The following is a 23,248-nucleotide window of genomic DNA, read 5'->3' on the forward strand; positions in this document are numbered from 1 at the left end:
ACTACATCCGGAAATGTTCACCCAGGTAGACGCGGCGGACCGATTCATTGGCGATGATATCGTCGGGGCGTCCGGATGCGAGCACCGCGCCCTGGTTGATGATGTAAGCGCGGTCGCAGATACCGAGCGTCTCGCGCACGTTGTGGTCCGTGATCAGGACGCCGATGCCGCGCTCCTTCAGGAAGCGCACGATGCGCTGGATCTCGATCACCGCGATCGGATCGACGCCGGCGAACGGTTCGTCGAGCAGCACGAAGCGCGGGTTGGTCGCCAGCGCGCGCGCGATCTCGACGCGGCGCCGCTCGCCGCCCGACAGCGACAGCGCCGGGTTCTCGCGCAGCTTCTCGATCTGCAGTTCGGCGAGCAGTTCGTTCAGGCGCTCGGTGATGCGCGCCTTGGACAAGGCCTTGCCGTTCTCGCGCTGCAGTTCCAGCACGGCGCGGATGTTTTCTTCGACCGTCAGCTTGCGGAACACCGAGGCTTCCTGCGGCAGGTAGGACAGGCCGAGCAAGGCGCGGCGGTGGATCGGCAGGCCGGTGACGTCGTTGCCGTTGATGTCGATGCTGCCGGCGTCCGACGGCACCAGGCCGACGATCATGTAGAACGAGGTGGTCTTGCCGGCGCCGTTCGGGCCCAGCAGGCCGACCACTTCGCCGCAGGCGACCTGCAGCGAGACGTCGCGGACCACCAGGCGCTTGCCGTAGCTTTTCTGGAGGCCCTTGGCGGTCAGGGTGCTGCTGCCGGCCTGGATGGCGGTGGCTTCTGCGCGTAATTCCATTATTGCTTTCCTGAAGACGAAGACGACTCTGCCGGATTGCCCGCGGCCGGCGCCGGGGTGGCCGCCGGTGCGGCCGCGCCGCGGCGCGGTGCAAGGATCAGCGTGTTGCGGCCCTGCCCCGGCTGGCTCTGGCCACCGGCATTGCCGCCGACGTTCGCCTGTTCGGTGCGGTTGTCGTAGGAGATGAAGGCGCCGTTCACTTCGCTCGACAGGCGGCCGTTCTCGAGCTGGCGCACAGTGGCGTCCGAGAACAGCTTCACGAGTTCGGTGCGCTCGTCGTATTCGATGCGCTGGGCCTGGCCCTCGACCCACAGGTTGGGGCCGCCGTCGCGCTTCTGGCGGAAGGTGGCGACCTTGCCCGGCGCCGCCGTCAGGGTCAGGACCATATAGCCTTCGGGCGATTCCTTGAGCACCGCCTTGTCCGACTTGACCGTCAGGGTACCGCGCGTGAGCACCACCCGCCCGGTCAGCGTGCGGATCTGGGTGACTTCGTCGATGTGGGCCTGGTCGAACTCGATGGCGGCCTGCTTTTGCGCATCCGCGCGTTCGGCCGCGGCGTTCAGGGCCGCCAGCGACAGCGCGACGACGGCGATTGTTTTTTTCATTGAATGCAGGTCCTTGTAGATATCAGCGCACCACGGCCGGCGCGGCCGGGGCAGCGGCCGCGGTCTTGCGCAGCGGCTGGTAGATCATGGTGCCGCGGCCCTTGCCGGGCACGCTGGCGCCGGTGGGGTCGTTGTACCCGACCAGCAGTTCCTTGCGGCTGTCGTAGGCGATGTATTCGCTGTCCATTTCCTGGGTCACCGTCGGGCCTTCGCTCTGTTTGATGACGGCCTTCGAGAACAGTTTCACCAGTTCGGCGCGGTCGTCGTATTCGATGCGCTCGGCCCGCCCTTCGAACCACTGGTCGGGACCGCGGTCGCTCTTCTGGCGGAAGCTCACGAACTTGCCCGGCGCCGCGGTCAGGGTCAGGTAGCTGTAGCCGTCGGGCGTCTCGGTGGCCACCGCCTTGTCGGCCATCACCGTGAGCGTGCCGCGGGTCAGCACCACGCCGCCGGTGAAGGTGCGGGTCTGGGTGGCCTCGTCGATGTGGGCATCGGCGAACTTGATGGAAGTCGGCTTGAGCGAATCGGCGCGTTCCGCCGACGCAGGCAGGCTGGCCACGGCCAGGGGCACGAACAGTGCTGCGGTGGCAAAGATCTTGTTCATTGGATGCGGTTCCTCATTGCGTGCATATCAGCGTGCGCTGCGTGGCGGGAAGACGATCTTCCCGCGTCCGCCCAGCTCCACCTGTTGCGTGGCGTTGTTGGCGACCATGCCGACGCCGTGCGCGGTCGCCGTGCCCACCTTCATTTCGATCGCCCGGTCGGTCTTGGCGATGTCCTCGTCGGGCAGGAAGGTCAGCGCCTGGGTGCGCACGCGCAGCGGCCGTGCGTTGGCGGCGCCGGGCCGCTGGATGTCGACGTCGCCGCTCAGGTCGACCTGGTTCTGGTTCTGGCTGACCAGCGCGTGCTGGGCGGTCATGGTCATCGGCGGATGCTCGGTGTTCAGGCCCTGCACCACCGGCTTCTCGATCACCGAGCTGTTGTCGGCCGGGCGGTGGGTCAGGCGCTCGCCCGAGATCACGTAGCGCGGCTTGCCGGTTTCGGCCATGCGCACGAAGCTGAAGTTCTCGACGATGTAGTCGGGATCGTTGCCCACGTTGACCGGTCCGCCGCCGCCGTCGCTGCTCATGATCTGCAGCAGCCAGAAGCTGCCGAAGGCGAAGAACAGCGCGCTCAGCATCAGGGCCAGGAGCTTGCCCCGGTGCGCGGTCCGTTTGTAGTGTGCCGGTGCCATGACGTTATCCGTTATCCGTGGGTTCGATCAACCGAAATACGGCGCGAGCGCCTGGTCGTAGGTGCCCTGGGCGCGCATCACCAGGTCGCACACTTCGCGCACGGCGCCGCGTCCGCCCGGGTTTTTGGTCACGTAGTGCGCGCGGTGCTGCACTTCCGGATGGCCGCTCGGCACCGTGACCGCGAAGCCGACGCGGGTGAGCAGCGGCAGGTCGATCACGTCGTCGCCGATGTAGCCGCACTCTTCGGCCGTCACGCCGGTCTTCTCGAGCAGCTCGGCAAACGCGATGCGCTTGTCGTGCTGGCCCTGGAACACGTGGGTGATCCCGAGGTCGGCCGCGCGCTTGACGACGATCGGCGAATTCCTGGCGCTGATGATCGCCGTGCGCACGCCGGTGCGGTTCAGCAGCTGGATGCCGAGGCCGTCCAGCACGAAGAAGGTCTTGGTGATTTCGCCGTCGGCGTTGTAGGTCAGGCTGCCGTCGGTCAGTACGCCGTCGACGTCGAAGATCATGACCTTGACACGCGCCGCGCGTTCCATGTGGGCTAAAGGCGTGACCATCAGATCACCTTGGCGCGGGTCAGGTCGTGGATGTGCAGCGCACCGACCAGTTTATCGTCGGCGTCGACCACCAGCATCTGGTTGATGCGGAACTCTTCCATCACGGCGACGGCGTCGACCGCCAGCTGCTCCGGGTGGATGCGGCGCGGATCGGCGTGCATGACGTCGCGGATCACGACCTTGCTGAAATCCTGGACCTTGGCGATCAGGCGGCGCAGGTCGCCATCGGTGAATACGCCGACCGGACGGCCATCGGCGTCGACGACCGCGGTCATGCCCATGCCCTTGTTCGAGATTTCCAGCAGCGCATCGAGCAGGAGCGCATCCGGGGCAACCTTCGGCACCGCGTCGCCGCTGCGCATCACGTCGGCGACGCGCGTCAGCAGACGGCGTCCCAGCGCGCCGCCCGGGTGCGACAATGCAAAATCTTCGGACTTGAAGCCGCGCAGCTCGAGCAGCGCCACCGCGAGCGCATCGCCCAGCGCCAGCGTGACCGTGGTGCTGGCGGTCGGCGCCAGGTTCAGCGGGCAGGCTTCCTTCTCGACCGAGACGTCGAGGTGCACGTCGGCGATGGTCGCCAGGCGCGATTCCGGCTTGCCGGTCATCGCGATCACGGGCACGCCCATGCGCTTGACCGCCGGGATCACCACCGCCAGCTCGCTGCTCTCGCCGGAATACGAAATCGCGATCAGCACGTCCTGCGGGGTGACCATGCCGAGGTCGCCGTGGGCGGCTTCGGCCGGGTGCAGGAACAGCGCCGGGGTGCCGGTCGAGGCCAGCGTCGCGGCGATCTTGCGCCCGATGTGGCCGGACTTGCCGATGCCCGAGACCACCACGCGGCCCTTGCAGGCTTCCATCAGCGCCACCGCGCGCGGCACGCTGTCGTCCTGGCCGAGACGCTCGGTCAGTTTGCGGATTGCCTCGCCCTCGATCTGCAGGGCGTCGCGGGCCAGGTCCAGTGCGCGCTGGGCCTTTGCCGCGTCAAAACTTGTCAGCATTATTTTTTCATGGGTTACACTCATATGGAAAGTATATCCGAATTGGGAAAGCAAGAAACTTGCCAGTCGTAACAAACAACAACATTCCCGGACAAGGCGGGTTGACCGGATGACTTCAGGCCTCGAACTCACCCTACTTTTACTGGGCAGCGCCGTGCTCGGCGTGGTCGCCTTCCGCATGCTGCACCTGCCGCCGATGCTGGGTTACCTGGCGGTGGGCGTCCTGATCGGGCCGAACGCCTTGAAGCTGGCCGACAACGGCCCCACGACCCACGGCCTGGCCGAATTCGGCGTCGTGTTCCTGATGTTTTCGATCGGCCTCGAGTTTTCGCTGGCCCAGCTGCGCGCGATGCGGCGCATCGTGTTCGGACTCGGGCTGGCCCAGGTGGCGCTGACGATCCTGGTGACGGTGCTGGGCGCGCTCGCGCTGCAGTATCTGCCGCTGCCGGTCCACATCGGCTGGCAGGCCGCGCTGGCCCTGGGCGGCGCGCTGGCGATGTCCTCCACCGCCATCGTCTCCAAACTCCTGACCGAGCGCCTGGAGCTGGAAAGCCAGCACGGACGGCGCATCATCGGCATCCTGCTGTTCCAGGACCTCGCCGTGGTGCCGCTGCTGATCCTGATCCCGTCGCTGGCCAGGCCGGCCGAGGAACTGGCCATGACCCTGGGCTGGGCCGCGGTCAAGGCCGCCGCCGTGCTGGCGCTGCTGCTGTTCTTCGGCCAGAAGCTGATGCGCAGCTGGTTCACCATCGTGGTCAAGCGCCGCTCGCAGGAACTGTTCATGCTGAACCTGCTCCTGGTGACGCTGGGCGCGGCCTGGATTACCGAACACGCGGGCCTGTCGATGGCACTCGGCGCTTTTGTCGCCGGCATGCTGATCTCCGAGACGCCCTACAAGCATCAGGTGGAAGAAGACATCAAACCCTTCCGCGACGTGCTGCTCGGCCTGTTCTTCATCACCATCGGCATGCTGCTCGACCTGCGCCTGGTGCTGCAGAACTGGTATGTCGTGCTGCTGTTGCTGGTGCTGCCGGTACTGCTCAAATTCGCCCTGATCGCGGCGCTGGCCAAGGCCTTCGGCTCCTCGGACGGCGTGGCCATGCGTACCGGCCTGGCGCTGGCCCAGGCCGGCGAATTCGGCTTCGTGCTGCTGAACCTGGCATCCGGCTCGAAGCTGATCGATCCCTTCCTGATCCAGCTGGTGCTGGCCTCGATGGTGCTGTCGATGCTGGCCGCGCCCTTCATCATCGCCAACATGGACAAGATCGCGATGAAGGTCGCGTCCAACGAATGGATGCTGCAATCGCTGCAATTGACGCAGCTGGCCAGCCGCACGATGGCGGCCCAGAAGCACGTGATCATCGCCGGCTTCGGGCGCAGCGGCCAGAGCCTGGCGACGCTGCTGTCCGAGGAAAAGCTGCCGTGGTACGCGCTCGACCTCGATCCCGAACGGGTGCAGGAAGCGCGCACCGCCGGCGTCAACGTCTCGTACGGCGACTGCACGCGGCGCGAAAGCCTGATCGCGGCCGGTATCAACCGCGCCAGCGCCCTGGTGATCACCTTTGCCGACACCCGCCTGGCGGTCAAGGTGCTGCACCTGGTGCACGAACTGGCGCCCGCGCTGCCGGTGATCGTGCGCGCCCACGACGACACCGAACTCGAGGTGCTGAAAAAGGCCGGGGCCACCGAGGTGGTGCCGGAAGCGCTGGAATCGAGCCTGATGCTGGCCTCGCACGCGCTGGTGGTGATGGGCGTGCCGCTGCGGCGCGTGGTGCACCGGGTGCAGGCCGCGCGCGACGAACGCTATGCCTCGCTGCGCGGCTTCTTCCACGGCGCCGGCGACGTCTCGGACGATCCCGAGCACAGCTGGGTCAGGCTGCATTCGGTGACGCTGAAGGACGATGCCGGCGCGGTCGGGCGCTGCATCGCCGAGCTGCAATTGGACGAAGTCGGGGCCGAGGTGACGGCGGTGCGGCGCGGGCAGGAGCGGATCGAGCCGGGGCGGGATACCGAGTTGCGGGCCGGGGATGTGGTGGTGCTGCGCGGGACCGGGTCGGCCGTCACGCGGGCCGAAGGCCGCTTATTAAGGTAGCACCAGGGTAGCGTCAGCCGTAGGCGACGACGCGGTTGCGGCCGTTGACCTTGGCGGCGTACAGCGCCTGGTCGGCCTGCGCCACCAGCTGCTGCGCCACGCCCTCGATCGGATGGTCGCGCTCGAAATCGTCCAGCGTCGCCACGCCGATCGAGACCGATACCGACAGCATCTGCCCCTCCCCCACCACGAACGGCTGGTCGGCGACGCTGGCGCGGATGCGCTGGGCGACCAGGCTGGCGCTGTCCAGGTCGGCGTCGATCAGCACCACCACGAATTCCTCGCCGCCGAAGCGGCCGAGCGCATCCGACATGCGCAGCTCGGCCTTGATCCGGGCCGCGACTTCGCGCAGCACGTCGTCGCCGGACTGGTGGCCCCAGGTGTCATTGACCTGCTTGAAATGATCGACGTCGATGTACATGCACGAGAGCCGGTAGGCCTGGCGCCGCGCACGCGCGATCTCCTCGCCCAGGCGCCGGTCCATGTAGCGCCGGTTGTAGACGCCGGTCAGCGCATCGGTCAGGCCGATGTACTTCAGCATCTCGTTGCTGATCACGTTTTCCAGGCAGATTGCGATGATCGACCCCATGTGCTCGACGAAATCGGTGCCGAGGATGGGCGTGAAGCGGCCCGGGTCGCGGCTGCCGAGGTTCAGGCTGCCCAGCAGGCGCTTGTTGCGCAGCAGCGGCACCAGCGCGACGCTGGCCAGTCCTGCCGGAGGCTGCGGAAACGCCATGTTGTGCAGCGCCGGGTTGTACAGGCCCAGGACCGGCTTGGGGGTGGCGCCCGCCAGGTCGTAGCCGAGCGCGTCCTGGTATTCGCAGAACAGCAGGTCAGGCAGGGTCTCGAAATCCATGCCCAGCTTGTGCATCACGGTATAGATGTCGGCGCCGGTGTCGACCAGCGACAGGGTCACGATGTCGAGGCTGGAAACGATCGGCAACTCGCGGAAGATGGTCTCGACCAGCTCGCGGAAGCTGCCGGCGCCGACCAGTTCGAGGTCGAAGGCCTGGTGCCGCATCATGATGGCGTGGTTGCTCTCGGCCTGGTCGATCAGGCTGGAAAGCTGGCGCCGCAAAGCCTCGTTCTCGGCGATTAACTCGCGCACACTGGCGCCACGCTCATGCATTGTTCGTTCCCTCTCAGCAATAACCTCAAACATTACGCTAACTCGGCCGCCTTGGAAACCGAAAAGGCGTAAAGATGAGGCAAGCGTTGCCGGAACGTCAGATCGGCGCCAATCGCGGCGGCCGTGCCAGGGCATTGATTGCGGCTTCCACGATTGGCGGCGCCAGCATGTGCACCGCACGCGGCACCAGGTCGAGGTGCACGTCGGCCCCGAGTTCGGCCAGGCGCGCGGCCGCGCGGCGGCTGTGATCGGCCGGCACGGTGCCATCCATCGTGCCGTGGACCAGGCTGACTGCCGTGCGCCCTTCCCATGCGTCGGGCAGCGGTGCGAAGCGGCCGGCGATGGCGACCACGTGGCGCGCCAGCCAGGTATCCGTGCATGCCGCCAGCGCCATGATTGCGCCCTGCGAGAATCCGGCCAGCACGGTGTTCTCGGGCGCCGCGCCGTGCGCGCGCTGCAGGCCGCGGATGGTGTCGACGAAAGCGGGTAACGCAGCCTGGATGCGCGCCGGGCGATTGTCCTCGGTGATGCCGTCGACCGAGAACCATTGATGACCCTGTTCGCCCAGGTCGTAGGGCAAGGCGGCTGGCGGTGCGGCGATCACGGCCCCGGGCAGCGCCAATGCGATCCGGTCGGCCAGCGGCGCCATCGCGGCAGGGGTGCTGCCGACGCCGTGCAGCAGAATCACTAGCGGACGTGCCGCCATCAAAAGGCAAGCTCCGCGTCCAGCACCTGCCCCACGCGCAATTCGGTGCCGGCCCCACGCACCACGATGCAGTTCATGCCGATGCACACCGCGCCTTCCATGCGGGCGTTGGCGCGGTAGGTCTGCAGGATGTCGAGCGGGTCGGGGCCGGGGATGGCGGTGGCCTGGTCGATCGACGGGATCGGGCAGCGCGCGCAGGGCTTTACCGGCCGGATCGCGAGGTCCGCGTCGTGCAGCGCTTCCAGGTAATCCTCTTCGAAGGCTTCCAGGCCGTCGACCACCAGGTTGGGGCGGAAGCGGTCCATCGGCAGCGGCGCCCGTCCGGCGCCACGCAGACGCACATTCAGGTCGTCGAGCGAGGCCTGGCCGATCAGCAGCAGCGGATAGCCGTCGGCGAAGCGGGTCTGCGAGGCGACGCCGCCGGTCCACTTGACGCTGGTCGGCCGGTGGATGTCGCGGCGGAAGCGCACCAGGCGGCAGGCGGTGCCGAGCGCCGCACTGAACCAGGCGGCCGCGGCCTCGCCGCAATCGGCGGCGTCGACCAGGTCGTCCCAGACGCGGACCCGGCGCGGCGTTTCGGTGCCGCTCCAGGCCAGCGGCAGTTTGATGTCGGGCTGGCCGGGCATGCTCACGTGCAGAGAGTCGCCGTCCGGACGAGGCCTGATCAGCGCCATGCGCGGGTATTCGCGCTGGGTGAGGAACTGGCCGTCTTCCAGCACCACCATCCATTCGCGGTCGTGCACGCCCTGCGCGGACAGGCCGGCATCGAGCAGCGTGGCGGCAGGGACCGGCATGCCGGCGCAGGATTTGATCGGGTAGAGGATGAGTTGGGTAAGCGTGGGCATGGTGGTGCGGGCGGATGGCAGGACAAACAGGCAGGCGGATAGTATCGCATACGATGGATTGCCATCTTTTAAAAACCGACGTACACTCCGCTCGTCGCCTTCGATTTGCATGAAGCGACAACAACGCTAGGGGTCCTGCGCCATCAACCGCGCGGGTGAGACATACCCTTCGAACCTGATCTGGATAATGCCAGCGAAGGGAAGCTACAGAGTCTGCATGCACGCGCCTCCCGGCCGGCAAGCCTGCTCCGCACTCCTCACGCTGGATCGCCGATCCTCAGTGACCAAAGGAGTGCACTTGAACGCCGATCCGAAATTCCTCTCCGCCAGCGCCACCGTCGATGCCGCTGCCATCAACCCGTTGCCGAACTCGCGCAAGGTGTATGTCACGGGCAGCCGTCCCGACATCCGCGTGCCGATGCGCGAAATCCGCCAGGCCGACACGCCGGCGTCGTTCGGCCATGAACCGAATCCGCCGCTGTGGGTGTACGACACCTCCGGTCCCTACACCGACCCCGAGGCGCGCATCGACATCCGCTCCGGCCTGGCCCCGCTGCGCGCCGGCTGGATCGGCGAGCGCGGCGACACCGTCGAACTGCCCGGCCCCACTTCTGACTACGGCAACGCGCGCCTGAACGACCCCAAGCTGGCCGAGCTGCGCTTCCACCTGCAGCGCAAGCCGCGCCGCGCCCTCCCCGGCCGCAACGTCACCCAGATGCATTACGCGCGCCAGGGGATCGTCACGCCCGAGATGGAATTTGTCGCCGTGCGCGAAAACCTGCGGCGCCAGGAATACCTCGCCACGCTGGAAGCGGCCGGCCCCACCGGCAAGCGCATGGCCCAGATGATCGGGCGCCAGCATGCGGGCCAGTCGTTCGGCGCAGCGATCCCGCGCGAGATCACCCCCGAATTCGTGCGCGACGAGATCGCCCGCGGCCGTGCCATCCTGCCGAACAACATCAACCACCCGGAATCGGAGCCGATGATCATCGGCCGCAACTTCCTGGTGAAAATCAACGCCAATATCGGCAACTCGGCGGTCACCTCCTCGATCGGCGAGGAAGTCGAAAAGATGACCTGGGCCATCCGCTGGGGCGGCGACACCGTGATGGACCTCTCCACCGGCAAGCATATCCACGAGACGCGCGAGTGGATCCTGCGTAACAGCCCGGTCCCGATCGGCACCGTACCGCTGTACCAGGCGCTGGAAAAGGTGAACGGCAAGGCCGAGGACCTGACCTGGGAGATGTACCGCGACACCCTGATCGAACAGGCCGAGCAAGGCGTCGACTACTTCACCATCCACGCCGGCGTGCGCCTGCCCTTCGTGCCGATGACGGCGAACCGCCTGACCGGCATCGTCTCGCGCGGCGGCTCGATCATGGCCAAGTGGTGCCTGGCGCATCACAAGGAATCCTTCCTGTACACGCACTTCGAAGAGATCTGCGAAATCATGAAGGCCTACGACGTCGCCTTCAGCCTGGGCGATGGCCTGCGCCCGGGCTCGATCTACGACGCCAACGACGACGCCCAGCTGGCAGAACTGCGCACCCTCGGCGAACTCACGCAGATCGCCTGGAAGCACGACGTGCAGACCATGATCGAGGGTCCGGGCCACGTGCCGCTGCACCTGATCAAGGAGAACATGGACCTGCAGCTGGAGCAGTGCCACGAAGCGCCCTTCTACACCCTGGGCCCGCTGACCACCGACATCGCCCCCGGCTACGACCACATCACCTCCGGCATCGGCGCCGCCAACATCGGCTGGTACGGCACCGCCATGCTGTGCTACGTGACGCCCAAGGAGCACCTCGGCCTGCCCGACAAGGACGACGTCAAGGACGGCATCATCACGTACAAGATCGCGGCGCACGCGGCCGACCTGGGCAAGGGCCATCCGGGCGCCCAGATCCGCGACAACGCGCTGTCGAAAGCGCGCTTCGAATTCCGCTGGGAAGACCAGTTCAACATCGGCCTCGACCCGGACAAGGCGAAAGCCTTCCACGACGAGACCCTGCCCAAGGAATCCAGCAAGGTGGCCCACTTCTGCTCGATGTGCGGCCCGCACTTCTGCTCGATGAAGATCACGCAGGAAGTGCGCGACTACGCGGCGCAGGGCATGCAGGTGAAGGCGGTCGAGTTCATGCGCAACGGCGCAGAGCTGTACCAGAAGGCGTGAGCATGCTGGAAATCGAATTGAACGGCGCCGTCCACGCGGTGCCCGCAGGCGGCAGCCTGCACGACCTGGTCGCCTCGCTCGGGCTGGCCGGGCAAGCATTGGCGCTGGCCGTGAACCGCAGCGTGGTGCCGCGCGAGCGCTGGGCCGCGACACCGCTGGCGGCGCACGACAAGGTCGACGTGGTGCGTGCCATCGGCGGCGGCTGAATCCTGTACGGAGACTATTATGAATGACAACATGCGTGAAGACCGGCCCTTGACCATCGCCGGCAAGCAGTACCGTTCCCGCCTGCTGGTTGGCAGCGGCAAATACCGCGACCTCGAGCAGACGCGCGCTGCCCTTGATGCGGCCGAAGCGGAGATCATCACCGTGGCGATCCGCCGCGTGAACATCGGCCAGGACCCGAATGCGCCGAACCTGCTCGACGTGGTTCCGCCGTCGCGCTACACCATCCTGCCCAACACGGCGGGCTGCTACACCGCCAAGGATGCGGTCTACACGCTGCAGCTGGCGCGCGAACTGCTCGGCGGGCACAAGCTGGTCAAGCTCGAAGTGCTGGGCGACGACAAGACCCTGTTCCCGAACATGCCGGAAACCCTGCGCGCTGCCGAGACCCTGGTGCGCGACGGCTTCGACGTGATGGTCTACTGCAGCGACGACCCGATCCAGGCCAGGATGCTGGAGGAGATCGGCTGCGTGGCGGTGATGCCGCTGGCCTCGCTGATCGGCTCCGGGATGGGCATCCTCAACCCGTGGAACCTGTCGCTGATCATCGACCAGGCCAGGGTGCCGGTACTGGTCGACGCCGGCGTCGGCACCGCGTCCGACGCGGCGGTGGCGATGGAACTGGGCTGCGATGGCGTGCTGATGAACAGCGCCATCGCGCTGGCGCAGGACCCGGTGCGGATGGCGCGCGCGATGTGCCTGGCGGTCGAAGCCGGGCGCGAAGCGTATCTGGCCGGCCGCATGGCACGGCGCTTCGCGGCCTCGCCCTCGTCGCCGATGGCGGGACGGGTGTGATGGCTGAAGCGGCCCGGCCCTGCGTGCTGGTGTTCGCCGGCCTCGACCCGTCGGGCGGGGCCGGCATCCAGGCCGACATCGAGGCGATTTCGGCGCAGGGTGTGCATGCGCTGGCCATCGTCACCGCGCTCACCGTGCAGGACAACAACCGCGTGCACGAGGTGGTGCCGGTCGATGCCGGCCTGCTGACGCGCCAGGCCACCCTGCTGGCCGCGAGCATGCCGATCTGCGCGGTCAAGGCCGGCATTCCGGGCAACCGGGCGAATGCCGAGGCCATCGCCGCCATCGTCGCGCGCCTGCGCGAGCGCGACCCGGTGCTGCCGCTGGTGCTCGACCCGGTGCTGGCCAGCGGCCACGGCGACCCACTGGCGCGCGGCAATGCGCTGGCGGCATTGGCGCCGCTGCTGGCGCTGGCCACGGTGCTGGTGCCGAACGGGCCGGAAGCGGCGGCAATCGGCGCGGTCGATTGTCCGCACGTGCTGGTGACCGGCGGCCATGGCGATGGCGACGAGGTCGTCAACCGCTGGACCGGCGCCGGGAATGGTCGCGCGTGGCGCTGGCCACGCCTGCCCGGCGAATTCCATGGCAGCGGCTGCACGCTGGCATCCGCCATCGCGGCCCGGCTGGCGCTGGGCGAGGCCATGGCAGTCGCGCTGGAAAACGCCCAGCGCTACTGCCACCAGGCGCTGGCCACTTCTTACATGATCGCACCGGGCCAGCGCATCCCGCGCCGGCTCCACGCTTGAGGAGATGACAATGCGAGGACTCTATCTAGTCACGCCCGACTGGGACGACACCGACCGCCTGCTGGAGGCGACACGGCGCGCACTGGAGGGCGGCGCGGCGCTGGTCCAGTACCGCCACAAGACGGCATCCGAACCGCTGCGCGCGGAACAGGCGGGCGCCCTGCTCGCGCTGTGCCGCCGCCACGAGCGGCCGCTGGTGATCAACGACCACCTGGACCTGTGCCTGCGGCTGGATGCGGACGGGGTACACGTGGGCGGAACCGATGCGTCGGTGGCGCAGGTGCGGGCGGCGCTGGGGCCGGACAAGATCGTCGGGGCGTCGTGCTACGGGCAGTTCGAGCTGGCCTTGGCGGCGCAGGCGGCGGGGGCGAGCTATGTGGCGTTCGGCGGGTTCTATCCGTCGCGCGTGAAGGTGTATGAGGTCAGTACGCCGCCCGATATCGTGGCGCGGGCGAAGGAAGCGTTGCAGGTGCCGGTGGTGGTGATCGGCGGGATGACGGTGGAGAATGCGCGGCCGCTGGTGGAGCGCGGGGCGGATATGGTGGCGGCGATCAGCAGTGTGTATGGCGCGGAGGAGCCGTACGAAGCTGCGCGGAAGTTTGCTGGATTGTTTACCTGAAAACGTCGTTCCCGCGAAGGCGGGAACCCAAGTTTTTCGAGCCGTCGAATTGCAGGCAGAACTTGGATCCCCGCCTACGCGGGGATGACGTCGTATCGACGGGAGCGACGGCTTATCGGCCGACGACTTCGATCACGCCTTGGCCAACTTGAACTGGCTCAGATCCGCAGTCAGATACCCGACCGCCGCGCCGAACTTGTTCTTGTAGTTGGCCTTCACCAGCGGATCCAGCGTGTCCTTCACCTTGGCGTGCAGGCTGCTGCTCCAGTCGCCCGGGTGCTGGAAGTTGCTCATGATGTAGGTCCAGCCGTTGATGTCGTCGACCGCATGCAGGCCGGTCGATTCGGCGCCCGACGGCGTCGACAGGATGCGGGTCAGCGCCTTGGTGTCGACGTTGTAGGCCCACAGGAAGTTGTTGACGTGGTTGCCGCTGTCCTCGCCGATGAACAGGGTGCGCATCTTTTCCGAGAACTTCAGGTTGTCCGGGCTGGCGATCTTGTCCGGGTTGGCGGTGTTGCCGAGGGCGTCGGCGGCGATGTCTTCGCCGACCAGCAGCGCCTTGGTATCGACCGGCATCCACTCGCTGTTGATGGTGCCGCCCGCGATGTCCTTCTGGCCGCCCTTCAGGTTCAGCATCATCACCGCACCGGCGGTCAGCGCCTTCGGGATCGAGATGCCGTTGCCTGGCACGTTGGTCGAGCTGCCGGCCACCATCGAGCCGTTGCAGTTGGCCAGCGCCGAGTAGGCCACCTTGTCCTTCAGGTTGACGGTCGTGCCTTCCATCTTGGTGAAGCCCATCGACGCGCCGACCAGCGCGGCGTAGCGGTGGGTTTCCAGGAAGGCGGCGGCCTTCTCCATGCCCTGCTTCAGCTTGAGCCACTCGACACGGCCGTTGGAAGTGACCTTGGAATAGGTCGCGTCCTGCGGGTCGGCGGTCCTGACGTCCATGATGTCGGTCGGCTTGGTCGATGCGGCCAGCGCGCGGATCTCGTCGCTGGTGGCCGAGCCGAGCTTGATCCAGGTGAGCGGCGCGGCGGCGGCGGCCGGGTCCAGCGAGAAGCCGGCACCGACCTTGGCCACGTACAGCGAACCCGAGGACAGGTCTTTTTCCTTGTCGGCCACGAACACGAAGTAGCCGCTGTTGGTGGCGTCGTCGCCCATCAGCACGGTGCGGTTGTCGCCCATCACCTGCACCAGCTCGTGCGAGATGCGGCCCATGCAGTAGTGCTTCTTGATGCTGCCGGTGCCGTCCGGGTTGACGGTGATTTCCGGGAGGTGGCCGTAGTTGTACGGATTGGCCTTGGTCTCGTCGCCGTACAGGTTCTTGCTGTAGGCCTTGAACTGGGCGTCGCTGGCGGCCGTAAAGGCGTTCGGCTCGTATTCCTCGCTCGACAGGTGGGTGCCCCACGGCGACAGGCTGGCGCCGCAGGTGATCCACAGGCCGTTCACGCCGGAGGTGTCGACGTTGTGGTACTTCACCAGCGACAGCTTGCCGCTGCTCTTGTCCTGGTCCAGGGTCAGCACGGCGATCGGCGACGGCAGGCGGCCGTACATGTCGGTCTTGGCGTCCTGGGCGAAGCTGGTGTACTCGAACTGCACCACGGCGAACACCGGGTTGCCCTTGATGCCGGCCACGCTGGCGTTCGGGACGGTCAGCAGCGAGGTGCCGTCCGGCGAATCCGAGAAGAACTGGCGTTCGCTGCCGGCCACGGTGGTGTCGATGATCGGCTTGTTGTTGATGTCGTAGTAGCCGCCGGCGACGATGGTGCCGCCGCTGCCGTTCGGGACCGCGTCGCCGGTGATGAAGAAGGGTTTGTAGGACAGCTTGAAATCGAGCTTGCTGCTGTCGCTGAAATTGACCGTCATGGTCGAGCCGACCGTGGTCGTGGCCATCGCGGCGGCATCCGCCAGCGACGGCGCCGCCATCGCGCTGAATGACACGCCGGCCAGGGTCACCGTCGGCGTGGTCTGGGTCGGCGGCGTGGTGCTTGCCGGGCTGTCGTCACCGCCGCCGCAGGCGGACAGCATGGCAGCCACGCTGCCGGCGCCGATCGGCAGCATCGGCGTGGCGCCGAGGAGACGCAGCAGGCGGCGGCGGGACAGATCGGTATTCGCGTTCATTCTTCAAAGCTCCTGGATTCAATGGGAGGGCCGCGCAATGGGGCACGGAATCCGGGAGAGCTTAGTGGCCGCGTATGTCACCTTCATGACACGAATTTAACCGCTGTGTGACATCGAAAAATTTGAAGTGTTGTAAATACCTCAGTCTCGCCGCCTGCTGGCCTTGATGCATCGCAACTGTTTTAGCTGAGACGGAACTGTGACATTTCCCTTGGATTATTTTTCAGGGGTACTCCCACTGCATTGCCCGACTGGCGCGCTCACCCGAGGAGGCTGCATATGTCCACCCGTCCCCACCCCACTCCATCCCGCGGCTACCCTGCCCCCGGCCCGCAATCGCCGGGCGCCGGCCAGCTCATCGGCAACGCCTACTGCACCGGCTGGCAACAGGTGCAGGCCGCGCACTACGATGTCATCGTGATCGGCACCGGCCCCGCCGGCGTCGCCTTCATCGAACGCACGCTGGCACGCAACCCGCACGCCGCGATCCTGGTGCTGGAACGCGGCGGCTACTGGCTGCCGGCCCACGTGCAGACGCTGCCCGCCGCCTTGCGCGCCATCGCCGGCGACGCCACCACCTACCCCTGGACCCGCAGCGCGGCGATGGCAACCGACGCCCACCTGACCCAGGACGGGATGATCCCGATGCTGGGTGGCCGCTCCACCTGCTGGCACGGCTGGTGCACGGCGCCGCAGCCGGACCAGTTGCGCGGCTGGCCGCAAGCCCTGGTCGAGCGCACCGTAAAACCCGGCTTCTGGGACGATGCGCGCGCTTTCCTGCACGTGACCGGCGCCGACTGCATCGACGACAGCGTCTACGGCAGCCTGCAGCGCCAGCTCGACACCCGCCTGCGCGAAAATTTCAAACGCTGCGTGCCCTCGGCGCTGGACGCCGGCGCGGCGCCGCTGGCGGTGCAGCACGACGAGCGCCCGGGCGCCGGCTTCCACAAATTCTCCACCGTCGGCACCCTGCTCGGCCTGCAGCAGCGCCAGAAAGCATTGGCAGCCTGCGGACAGGGCCGCGAGCTGGCGATCGTCGACCGCTGCACGGTCGAACTGCTGCTGCACGACGGCGACGGCCGCGTGACGACGCTGGAAACCGGCTGCGGCCCGATCCGCATCGGTGATGCGAAGATCGTGCTGGCGATGGGCGCGATCCCGTCGGCGACGCTGCTGATGAATTCCTTCGGCGCCCTGCTGCCGAACGCCGGCAAGCGCTATACCGGCCACCTGATGTCGCGCTTCACGGCGCGGGTGCCGCGCTCGGCGTTTCGCCAGGCCGGGGCGCTGGAACTGGGAGCGCATGTGCTGCTTGGGCGGGCGGAGAATGGCTTGCAGTATCAGGTGCAGGTGAGTGCCTTTGCTTCTTCGGATCCGGCGCGTGACGCGGCCACGATTGCGGCCGAGGCGCCGGATGCCGTGCCGTCGCTGGCCCAATTTCAGGGATCGGAGGACTGGGTGCTGTTCGCGTGCACGGCGCTGGGGGAAATCGGCGAGGCGCATGGCGACAACTGGATGCGGCTGGATGGCGGCACCGATCCGACCACGAATATGACGGTACAGCTGCAGGCGGGGCCGATGGAAGCGGCCTTATGGGATGTGATGGACGACGCGGTATGCCAGACGATCGCCGCACTGGCCAGCCGCGATGCGGCGGCGCCTAGCGCTGTCGAATACTGGATCGACGAAGGCCAGTCGGGTTGCTGGCATGATGTGCGGCCGCCACGCCGCCAGGTACGCTCGCACCTGGTCGTGGACGAGGCATCGCCGCTGTGGATCGGCGAGGACCCGTCAGGCTCGGTGGTGGGACTGGATTACCGGCCGCACGGGGTAGCCAACGTGCATGTCACCGGCGCGGCGCTGTTCCCGACGGCCGGGGCGTGGAATCCGACCCTGGCCGTGTGCGGGCTGGCGCAGGACCTGGCGGACCGGATTGCCTGAACTGTGCCGCACGATGGCTATACAATGTTTGTATGAAGATGCGCAAAAAATCCGAGCTGCCGTGCAAGACGTGCGCGCACTGCGCCCTGCCGTTCTCATGGCGCAAGAAATGGGCGCGCGACTGGGAGAACGTCAAGTACTGCTCGGAACGGTGCCGTCGTGCTACCGGGCCGGCAAGCGCCAGGGCCGTGCAGGACGAGGATTGATGTTCGAGACGCAAAGCCGGTTCTGCCCTCAGGAAAAGGGGGTCGTTTCCGCAGGCGAACCAGATGCCAGGTGCCGGCTTACACGTTGAACAGGAAGTTCAACACATCCCCATCCTTGACGATGCATTCTTGCCCTCAGCCCGCATCTTGCCAGCCCCTTTCGCGCCCGACTCACCCTTGTACGCGATGTAGTCATGAAACGAGGTAGATCAGCGCCATCTGCTCGGCAGCTGCTGCACGACTGCGAAGGCCGCGTGACGACGCTGGAAACCGGCTGCGGCCCGATCCGCGTTGGCGATGTACGTGACCGGCGCGGCGCTGTTCCCGACAGTGGGGTCGTGGGATTCGACCCTCGCCGTGTGCGGACTGGCGCAGGACTTGGCGGACCGGCTGGCCTGATCAGGCCTTGCGCGCCTGGATCAGGACCGTATCGACGGTAAAGCTGCCGTCCGCCTCGATCCGGAAATGGTCGCGCACCTCGTTTGACGCTCGCTGCTGCAGCGAACGGATCGCCGCGACGTGGACCTCGGGCGTGCGCATGCGCTTGATCCACGGTCCGAACGCCAGCCGCAGTTTATAGGTCGCCACCTGCTCCACCGCGAAGCCGGCAGCCGCCAGCGCCGCCTGCCACTCCGCCAGCGAGGCATTGCGCACATGCGAAGGGTCGCGCAGCAGCTCGATGGCCTGCAGCCAGGTATCCAACAAGGGCTGGCCGGGCGACACGACATCCATGAAGATCCCGATGCCGCCGGGCTTCACGGTACGCGCCATCTGCGCCAAGCCCGCAGCGACATCGCCCCAGTGATGCGCGCTGTAGCGGGTGGCGACCACGTCGAACGAGGCCGATGGGCAGGGCAGCGCCTCGGCCGCGCTCTGCTCCGTGACGATATTGTCCAGGCCGCGCTTGCGCGCCTCCGCGGCGACGGTATCCAGCATCGCCGCCGACAAGTCACAGGCGACGACCTTGCTCACCAGCGGCGCCAGCCGGAACGCGACGTGGCCGCCGCCACATCCCATGTCCAGCGCCACCGCATCCGGACGTTGCCCGACCAGGCTTGCCATCAAGGCCAGGTCCTCGCCCTGCGCGTGCACGGCACTGGACAGGTAGGCCTGGGCCCGGGAATCGTATTGTTCGAGCACTGCGGCGTTGTGCGTATCGCTTGTCATGAGGTCTCCGGAAAAGAAGGGTGGAAACCGATTGTCGGCCGGCTGTTTAACTGTTACAAGGAGCCTGGTTATCCTGGTATAAATAACGCCATGAACGATGCAGAACAACGGCAGATGCTCGGTGCCTTCATCCGCGCCCATCGCGAACGCCTGACGCCGGCCAGGACGGGCGGCCGCCGCCGCACGCCCGGATTGCGGCGCGAGGAACTGGCCGACGCGGCCGGGCTGGGCGTCACCTGGATCACCTGGCTGGAACAGGGCCGCGAGGTGCGCGCATCAAGCGCCGCGCTGGCGCGCCTGGCCGAGGCGCTGCAACTGTCCGCGGCCGAACGGGCATCGCTGTTCGACCTGGCGGGCAAGAAGGATCCCAGCGCTGCCGACGAAGCGGTCGACGGACTGTCCCCGGCCCTGCTGGCGCTGCCGGAGTTGATGTCCGTGCCTTCTTACCTGCTCGACCATGCGTGGACGGCGCGCGCCTGGAACGATGCCGCGTCTGAGCTGTTCGCCGGCTGGCTGGATGAGCAGGCGCAGGACCGGAACCTGCTGCGCTACGTGTTCCTGTCGCCGGTGGCGCGGGCCCTCATCGCGGATTGGGAGACCCGTGCGGCGCGGCTGGCGGCCGAGTTCCGGGCGGATTTTCATCGGCGGCCGGGGGATGTGGAGATGAAGGCGCTGGTGGATGCGTTGTGCCGGGACAGCGCATTGTTTGCGCAGTGCTGGCACAGGCAGGACGTGCTGGGACGGGAAGGCGGAGAGCGGCAGTTCCGGCACCCGGTGCGGGGAACCTTGACGTTCGTGCAGACGACGCTGCTGGTGGCTGCGCAGCGGGAGATCAAGCTGGTGTGCCTGGCGCCGGCGGCATGAAAAAAGCCCGGCTTCGCGGGAAGACCGGGCTTTTGTCTGCCGGCATTTGCCGGCAATCGGTGTTGCTTAGACGTTGAACGGCAAGTAGCAGCTTTAGCCTTTGATTTTTAAGACGTCAGCCGCTTACCGACCCATTTCATACCCGGTGTTGTACCCGGTTTAACACTCTCGAACGCTGTCATGCTCCCGAATCCTTGGCAGTGGCGAAAATCGCAAACAACAGCTGGCACCTCATGGCTGATTCGTCAGCTCTCATTGCAAACGATTTCTTCATCGCTAATAAAAGTCAGCGTAGTCCAGCAAACAAGACTCAATTTCTGGCATTCTTTCCTCGGCCCTGGATGCGCCTGATACTTTTCCATGCGGCCAAACCGAGGGCCAGTCCAGCGGCCCCGCCCACTACAACGGGCCAGACCGGTGCAGAAACAAGACCAAGTGAAAGTGCTGTAGCACCAAGAGTGCTCGACCCGAATACGGTTACGGAGCTTGCGGCGATAGCACTTCCAATAGCAGCGCCTCCGATAGCGGTGGCGCCTCCCGTTCCATATGCTGATGGACTTTCAGCGAATTCCTGTAGCAAGCGTTGCAGGTCATCCCAGGTTGCGATCACCACCTCCGACGCCTGCGGAGCTAATTTGATAACACCGTCTCCAAATTTTGATGCTGTGGCCAGAACTCGTTCGTCTCGCACGATGCGCCGAGCACCATCAATCATAAGGGCCACACCGACTGCGACAATCGCCCCGCCAGACAACAACTCAGCGAATCCTTTGGGCGGGTGGAGCACTCTGCCGATCATATCCCCGATAACGTAACCAAAGCTGCCAAGGATTGTCGCCCCGCCGCCAATCAATGCAATCGCTGGAATGCACGTAACGCCCGCAACCAACCCGACTCCGCCAACGAAAACCCCCTTGAGCAGCGTTGCCGCCAGCGCGGTTGCTCCGGCCGCCCCGCCCCCAATCCCTACCATGCCACCAATGTCAGCAAGCCTGCTCGCTTCCAAGTCGTGCCCTAGTACAACTTGCCCGCTCATGACTCCCCAAGAGAGCACTGCTGCTCCAAGTGCCATCTCCATTGCGCCTACTTCAACTTGGTGCTCAGCAGTCCACGCTCGGCATTGACCGAGGGCGCGTTCGAATGCAGACAGATCCTTCTCACGCAAAACAACGTCACTCATTTGTTCTTCTCATCGCCAAGTTAGACATGAAACACTCCCTTTTCTTGCTCATCATACAACGCATGGATGGGGTTCTTGTGCCGATGGTTCGTTTTCATCTCGGCTACCAAAAGCGCCCCAGCAAAAAGCAATCTAGCTCGCTGACATAGTGTGTCAGGAATATAGTCGAGCAAGCTATTCGGCACGGAAGATGTCAACTTTCGTTTCGAGACACTTACGAAGGGAAAGATCGTTTGCCCCCACTTCAAACCAACCACTAGGCTTCTGATAGAAATCCAGACCGCGACCAATCTTGATGACCCACCCATTGTCGAGCCGGATTTCACGGTCATGAATGTTTGGGTTTAGCTTCACGTCTAGCTCGACATCCAACTCCAAGAGACTCTGCTTGAGCTCGTCGAGCTTTTCGGCAATGTCAACCAACTGGGTCTTGTCGTCGTATCCAGTGATCAGACTGATTTTCTTTACCGATCCTGCCTTCAAAATCGTTTCGCAGAAGCGAACGAAGTTCTGAATTTGATGTTGTAACCGGATGTACGGGTCTTCGATCACAACTGACTTCGCCCCGCGCAAGTAGGGGCCGAGGATGGACTCATAGCTGTATCCGGTATCGCCATAGAGGATAGTGAAGTGCTGCTCCTTGAGCTCTAACGATGACAACGCAACCTCTGCAGCAGGCGTAGCAACAGGTGGCTGCGCGCTTGTAGGTTTCGCTGCAGGCGACTCCAGCAGCGTTTCGGCTGCACCACTGAGTTGGCCATCCGCCCTATTCAGGCGACGACGAGCCGGCTCTTGCGTCGCAGACGCGTCCTTAGACTCGGGGCAAAAAACCACCACCTCTTCACCGCTGGCTTTGAAGTAGGAAAGATTAATCTTCGCAAATTCGTCATCCGGCTTGCGCTTGTTCATCTGCTCCTTGACCCGACGACGACACTCCGTTGCGTAGGCAACGTATTCCTCGAATTCCTCGTCCGAGGGCGGCCCATGTGGATGAAGTATCTTCAAGAAGGCGCAGACAGTCTTTTTAATGCCCTTTTCGTCACGCCCTTCGATATTCTGTCCAAGTCGAATGCGCTTATTAACCTCCTCATAGCGATTCGTGTGCTTGAACTGATAGTGGAAGGCCTCTGCCAAGTAATCGGTGATAAATCCGTAGTTATTGGTCAGGAACTCGCTACTATTCTTCGGCATTTCCCAGCCTGGAATATACGCTGCAAAGCGGTCCATGACTGCCAAGTCCAGCTCAGGCGGAAGCGGTTGGAAAAGGTCATGCTCGTTAGAGTTCACAACCTGCTGCACCGAGACATCAATATTCCCAACGAAGCTCAAACTTGCATCAGCAATGACTTCGGCTCCACGCGAAAAACGTCCGTTAGCCATGAAGTCTTTCATAATCTGGATGGTGTCTGGATCGCGCACCTTAATGCCGCCAACTTCGTCAAAGGCGACCGTGTCCCAAAAGCCGACCAACCCCACCTTGCGCCGCGCATTGTTGTAGAACAGCGTGGCCTTGGTCGCTTGACCGCCCGAAATCAAAGTAGCGTAGGGAGAAAACTCACTGAAGAAGTAAGACTTACCAGTGCCGCGCGGCCCCAACTCGATGTAGTTGTAATTAGGCTCGACCAGAGCGGCCAACCTGGCGATGAAATGCATTTGGACGCGCTTTGAGAGCTTGCTGGGCTCCAGACCCACTGAACGTAGAACCGCCGCAAGCCACTCATCACGGGTGAAAGATGACCGGCCTTCTGTATAGCGACCAAAGTCGAAACGTGTTAATTGAATTGGGCGTAGGTCCTCGATAGAAAAAGCGTAATCGTCTTCGTCGATGTCGTTATGAGCTAATGTAACTTCTGCCCAGATGCCACCTTCGAGCAGCCTGTCGTTATCGCGATAGAACTTTTCCCCAATCGCGATGCGTTGTGAGTTGAAGTTCTCCAATGATGCCCAGTGGCGCTTCTCTTTCTCGACATACCGGACATGGACCTTGTCGATAAAGCGATGCTTGCCCTTGGTGGCCACTTTAGATTGAGCTGCATTAGCCTCGTCTGGCCTAACATAGTTTTCCTGCAGCGACGAAAGTACGGCCTCCATGCCGGCGTCCATCTCTGCCTGATCGTTGCTAGCGCAATACTTGGCGAGTAAAAACTCTAAGACGAACGTTGGAACGTTGGTACCTTTCTTGATCCGATGCAGCAAGTCCTTACGGAGAACCTTGCCGTCGAAAGCAGCGTTTAGCTTTTGGTCGAGTTCATCCATA

General features: G+C 65.0%; 22 protein-coding genes, 1 pseudogene and 1 riboswitch. Of the genes and pseudogenes, 9 read left to right on the plus strand and 14 right to left on the minus strand.

Annotated features, from left to right (window positions below):
* Position 1: 1 nt before the first annotated feature.
* The 6 genes from lptB to FBX97_RS19380 are packed head-to-tail and all read right to left on the minus strand — an operon-like array spanning position 2 to position 4,200.
* The gene (gene lptB / locus FBX97_RS19355) at positions 2 to 778 is read right to left on the minus strand and encodes an LPS export ABC transporter ATP-binding protein (RefSeq protein ID WP_141835342.1); all 777 of its coding nucleotides are present in this window, start codon (positions 776 to 778) and stop codon (positions 2 to 4) included.
* Entirely contained in the window at positions 778 to 1,383 is a 606-nt protein-coding gene (gene lptA / locus FBX97_RS19360; RefSeq protein WP_141835352.1) for a lipopolysaccharide transport periplasmic protein LptA, read from the minus strand. The genes lptB and lptA (FBX97_RS19360) overlap by 1 nt, the downstream gene beginning before the upstream one ends.
* Before the next feature lie 22 nt (positions 1,384 to 1,405).
* On the minus strand, positions 1,406 to 1,987 hold the full coding sequence (gene lptA / locus FBX97_RS19365; protein WP_141835356.1) for a lipopolysaccharide transport periplasmic protein LptA: 582 nt from the start codon (positions 1,985 to 1,987) through the stop codon (positions 1,406 to 1,408).
* Positions 1,988 to 2,014: 27 nt separating this feature from the next.
* Positions 2,015 to 2,617, minus strand: coding sequence for an LPS export ABC transporter periplasmic protein LptC (gene lptC, locus FBX97_RS19370; RefSeq protein ID WP_141835359.1), 603 nt, complete (start codon positions 2,615 to 2,617; stop codon positions 2,015 to 2,017).
* Positions 2,618 to 2,644: 27 nt separating this feature from the next.
* Positions 2,645 to 3,178: an HAD family hydrolase gene (locus FBX97_RS19375; protein WP_255517556.1), complete on the minus strand. Its 534-nt coding sequence runs from the start codon at positions 3,176 to 3,178 to the stop codon at positions 2,645 to 2,647.
* Positions 3,178 to 4,200, minus strand: a complete 1,023-nt coding sequence (locus FBX97_RS19380; RefSeq protein ID WP_370457294.1) for an SIS domain-containing protein — start codon at positions 4,198 to 4,200, stop codon at positions 3,178 to 3,180. Before FBX97_RS19380 ends, FBX97_RS19375 begins: the two co-directional genes overlap by 1 nt.
* Before the next feature lie 85 nt (positions 4,201 to 4,285).
* Between FBX97_RS19380 and FBX97_RS19385 the strand changes: the two genes are divergently transcribed.
* Positions 4,286 to 6,268: a cation:proton antiporter gene (locus FBX97_RS19385; protein WP_141835365.1), complete on the plus strand. Its 1,983-nt coding sequence runs from the start codon at positions 4,286 to 4,288 to the stop codon at positions 6,266 to 6,268.
* A 13-nt stretch (positions 6,269 to 6,281) separates the two neighbouring features.
* Here the strand turns inward: FBX97_RS19385 and FBX97_RS19390 are convergent, their stop codons facing one another.
* The 3 genes from FBX97_RS19390 to FBX97_RS19400 all read right to left on the minus strand — a co-directional run bounded on the left by FBX97_RS19390 (position 6,282) and on the right by FBX97_RS19400 (position 8,948).
* Positions 6,282 to 7,397, minus strand: a complete 1,116-nt coding sequence (locus FBX97_RS19390) for a diguanylate cyclase (protein ID WP_141835369.1) — start codon at positions 7,395 to 7,397, stop codon at positions 6,282 to 6,284.
* Positions 7,398 to 7,494: 97 nt separating this feature from the next.
* Entirely contained in the window at positions 7,495 to 8,103 is a 609-nt protein-coding gene (locus FBX97_RS19395) for a hypothetical protein (protein ID WP_141835372.1), read from the minus strand.
* Positions 8,103 to 8,948, minus strand: a complete 846-nt coding sequence (locus FBX97_RS19400; RefSeq protein ID WP_141835374.1) for an MOSC domain-containing protein — start codon at positions 8,946 to 8,948, stop codon at positions 8,103 to 8,105. Before FBX97_RS19400 ends, FBX97_RS19395 begins: the two co-directional genes overlap by 1 nt.
* Before the next feature lie 118 nt (positions 8,949 to 9,066).
* Positions 9,067 to 9,167, plus strand: a riboswitch (TPP riboswitch).
* A 79-nt stretch (positions 9,168 to 9,246) separates the two neighbouring features.
* Here FBX97_RS19400 and thiC point away from each other — a divergent pair.
* The 5 genes from thiC to thiE are packed head-to-tail and all read left to right on the plus strand — an operon-like array spanning position 9,247 to position 13,512.
* Positions 9,247 to 11,127: a phosphomethylpyrimidine synthase ThiC gene (gene thiC / locus FBX97_RS19405; RefSeq protein ID WP_141835377.1), complete on the plus strand. Its 1,881-nt coding sequence runs from the start codon at positions 9,247 to 9,249 to the stop codon at positions 11,125 to 11,127.
* Between the two features lie 2 nt (positions 11,128 to 11,129).
* Positions 11,130 to 11,333, plus strand: coding sequence for a sulfur carrier protein ThiS (thiS, locus tag FBX97_RS19410; protein WP_141835380.1), 204 nt, complete (start codon positions 11,130 to 11,132; stop codon positions 11,331 to 11,333).
* 19 nt (positions 11,334 to 11,352) lie between these two features.
* Positions 11,353 to 12,147, plus strand: coding sequence for a thiazole synthase (locus tag FBX97_RS19415; protein ID WP_141835382.1), 795 nt, complete (start codon positions 11,353 to 11,355; stop codon positions 12,145 to 12,147).
* Positions 12,147 to 12,893: a hydroxymethylpyrimidine/phosphomethylpyrimidine kinase gene (locus tag FBX97_RS19420; RefSeq protein WP_141835385.1), complete on the plus strand. Its 747-nt coding sequence runs from the start codon at positions 12,147 to 12,149 to the stop codon at positions 12,891 to 12,893. The genes FBX97_RS19415 and FBX97_RS19420 overlap by 1 nt, the downstream gene beginning before the upstream one ends.
* Positions 12,894 to 12,903: 10 nt before the next feature.
* Complete coding sequence (gene thiE, locus FBX97_RS19425; RefSeq protein WP_141835387.1) at positions 12,904 to 13,512, plus strand: thiamine phosphate synthase; 609 nt, start codon at positions 12,904 to 12,906, stop codon at positions 13,510 to 13,512.
* A 132-nt stretch (positions 13,513 to 13,644) separates the two neighbouring features.
* Here the strand turns inward: thiE and FBX97_RS19430 are convergent, their stop codons facing one another.
* Positions 13,645 to 15,633 (minus strand): PhoX family phosphatase, encoded by a 1,989-nt coding sequence (locus FBX97_RS19430; RefSeq protein ID WP_141835390.1) that lies wholly within the window; start codon positions 15,631 to 15,633, stop codon positions 13,645 to 13,647.
* 279 nt (positions 15,634 to 15,912) lie between these two features.
* On the opposite strand from FBX97_RS19430, the gene FBX97_RS19435 reads away from it, so the two are divergent.
* Both FBX97_RS19435 and FBX97_RS19440 read left to right on the plus strand, forming a co-directional pair.
* Positions 15,913 to 17,574, plus strand: a complete 1,662-nt coding sequence (locus tag FBX97_RS19435; RefSeq protein ID WP_141835393.1) for a GMC oxidoreductase — start codon at positions 15,913 to 15,915, stop codon at positions 17,572 to 17,574.
* Positions 17,575 to 17,612: 38 nt separating this feature from the next.
* Entirely contained in the window at positions 17,613 to 17,780 is a 168-nt protein-coding gene (locus tag FBX97_RS19440; RefSeq protein WP_141837056.1) for a DUF2256 domain-containing protein, read from the plus strand.
* Between the two features lie 78 nt (positions 17,781 to 17,858).
* Here FBX97_RS19440 and FBX97_RS19445 read toward each other — a convergent pair.
* Both FBX97_RS19445 and FBX97_RS19450 read right to left on the minus strand, forming a co-directional pair.
* Positions 17,859 to 17,983, minus strand: a pseudogene (locus tag FBX97_RS19445) (DUF933 domain-containing protein); the annotation flags it as partial.
* A gap of 196 nt (positions 17,984 to 18,179) precedes the next feature.
* Positions 18,180 to 18,947 (minus strand): class I SAM-dependent methyltransferase, encoded by a 768-nt coding sequence (locus FBX97_RS19450; RefSeq protein WP_141835396.1) that lies wholly within the window; start codon positions 18,945 to 18,947, stop codon positions 18,180 to 18,182.
* Positions 18,948 to 19,037: 90 nt separating this feature from the next.
* On the opposite strand from FBX97_RS19450, the gene FBX97_RS19455 reads away from it, so the two are divergent.
* Complete coding sequence (locus tag FBX97_RS19455; protein ID WP_141835399.1) at positions 19,038 to 19,811, plus strand: helix-turn-helix domain-containing protein; 774 nt, start codon at positions 19,038 to 19,040, stop codon at positions 19,809 to 19,811.
* Between the two features lie 310 nt (positions 19,812 to 20,121).
* Here the strand turns inward: FBX97_RS19455 and FBX97_RS19460 are convergent, their stop codons facing one another.
* On the minus strand, positions 20,122 to 20,991 hold the full coding sequence (locus FBX97_RS19460) for a hypothetical protein (RefSeq protein ID WP_141835401.1): 870 nt from the start codon (positions 20,989 to 20,991) through the stop codon (positions 20,122 to 20,124).
* Positions 20,992 to 21,165: 174 nt separating this feature from the next.
* Entirely contained in the window at positions 21,166 to 23,247 is a 2,082-nt protein-coding gene (brxL, locus tag FBX97_RS19465) for a BREX system Lon protease-like protein BrxL (RefSeq protein WP_141835406.1), read from the minus strand.
* Position 23,248 lies beyond the last annotated feature (1 nt).

This window comes from Herbaspirillum sp. SJZ107, from assembly GCF_006715485.1.
Classification (GTDB): Bacteria; Pseudomonadota; Gammaproteobacteria; order Burkholderiales; family Burkholderiaceae_D; genus Telluria.

Bases quoted from the DNA above. Each gene is read 5' to 3' on its own strand.
- FBX97_RS19455 (WP_141835399.1), top strand. From the start codon at position 19,038: ATGAACGATGCAGAACAACGGCAGATGCTCGGTGCCTTCATCCGCGCC.
- FBX97_RS19420 (WP_141835385.1), top strand. From the start codon at position 12,147: ATGGCTGAAGCGGCCCGGCCCTGCGTGCTGGTGTTCGCCGGCCTCGAC.
- FBX97_RS19435 (WP_141835393.1), top strand. From the start codon at position 15,913: ATGTCCACCCGTCCCCACCCCACTCCATCCCGCGGCTACCCTGCCCCC.
- FBX97_RS19460 (WP_141835401.1), bottom strand. From the start codon at position 20,991: ATGAGTGACGTTGTTTTGCGTGAGAAGGATCTGTCTGCATTCGAACGC.
- lptA (WP_141835356.1), bottom strand. From the start codon at position 1,987: ATGAACAAGATCTTTGCCACCGCAGCACTGTTCGTGCCCCTGGCCGTG.
- thiE (WP_141835387.1), top strand. From the start codon at position 12,904: ATGCGAGGACTCTATCTAGTCACGCCCGACTGGGACGACACCGACCGC.
- brxL (WP_141835406.1), bottom strand. From the start codon at position 23,247: ATGGATGAACTCGACCAAAAGCTAAACGCTGCTTTCGACGGCAAGGTT.
- FBX97_RS19415 (WP_141835382.1), top strand. From the start codon at position 11,353: ATGAATGACAACATGCGTGAAGACCGGCCCTTGACCATCGCCGGCAAG.
- FBX97_RS19400 (WP_141835374.1), bottom strand. From the start codon at position 8,948: ATGCCCACGCTTACCCAACTCATCCTCTACCCGATCAAATCCTGCGCC.
- FBX97_RS19440 (WP_141837056.1), top strand. From the start codon at position 17,613: ATGCGCAAAAAATCCGAGCTGCCGTGCAAGACGTGCGCGCACTGCGCC.
- FBX97_RS19380 (WP_370457294.1), bottom strand. From the start codon at position 4,200: ATGAGTGTAACCCATGAAAAAATAATGCTGACAAGTTTTGACGCGGCA.
- FBX97_RS19395 (WP_141835372.1), bottom strand. From the start codon at position 8,103: ATGGCGGCACGTCCGCTAGTGATTCTGCTGCACGGCGTCGGCAGCACC.
- FBX97_RS19375 (WP_255517556.1), bottom strand. From the start codon at position 3,178: ATGGTCACGCCTTTAGCCCACATGGAACGCGCGGCGCGTGTCAAGGTC.
- FBX97_RS19390 (WP_141835369.1), bottom strand. From the start codon at position 7,397: ATGCATGAGCGTGGCGCCAGTGTGCGCGAGTTAATCGCCGAGAACGAG.
- lptA (WP_141835352.1), bottom strand. From the start codon at position 1,383: ATGAAAAAAACAATCGCCGTCGTCGCGCTGTCGCTGGCGGCCCTGAAC.
- FBX97_RS19450 (WP_141835396.1), bottom strand. From the start codon at position 18,947: ATGACAAGCGATACGCACAACGCCGCAGTGCTCGAACAATACGATTCC.
- thiS (WP_141835380.1), top strand. From the start codon at position 11,130: ATGCTGGAAATCGAATTGAACGGCGCCGTCCACGCGGTGCCCGCAGGC.
- FBX97_RS19385 (WP_141835365.1), top strand. From the start codon at position 4,286: ATGACTTCAGGCCTCGAACTCACCCTACTTTTACTGGGCAGCGCCGTG.
- FBX97_RS19430 (WP_141835390.1), bottom strand. From the start codon at position 15,633: ATGAACGCGAATACCGATCTGTCCCGCCGCCGCCTGCTGCGTCTCCTC.
- lptB (WP_141835342.1), bottom strand. From the start codon at position 778: ATGGAATTACGCGCAGAAGCCACCGCCATCCAGGCCGGCAGCAGCACC.
- lptC (WP_141835359.1), bottom strand. From the start codon at position 2,617: ATGGCACCGGCACACTACAAACGGACCGCGCACCGGGGCAAGCTCCTG.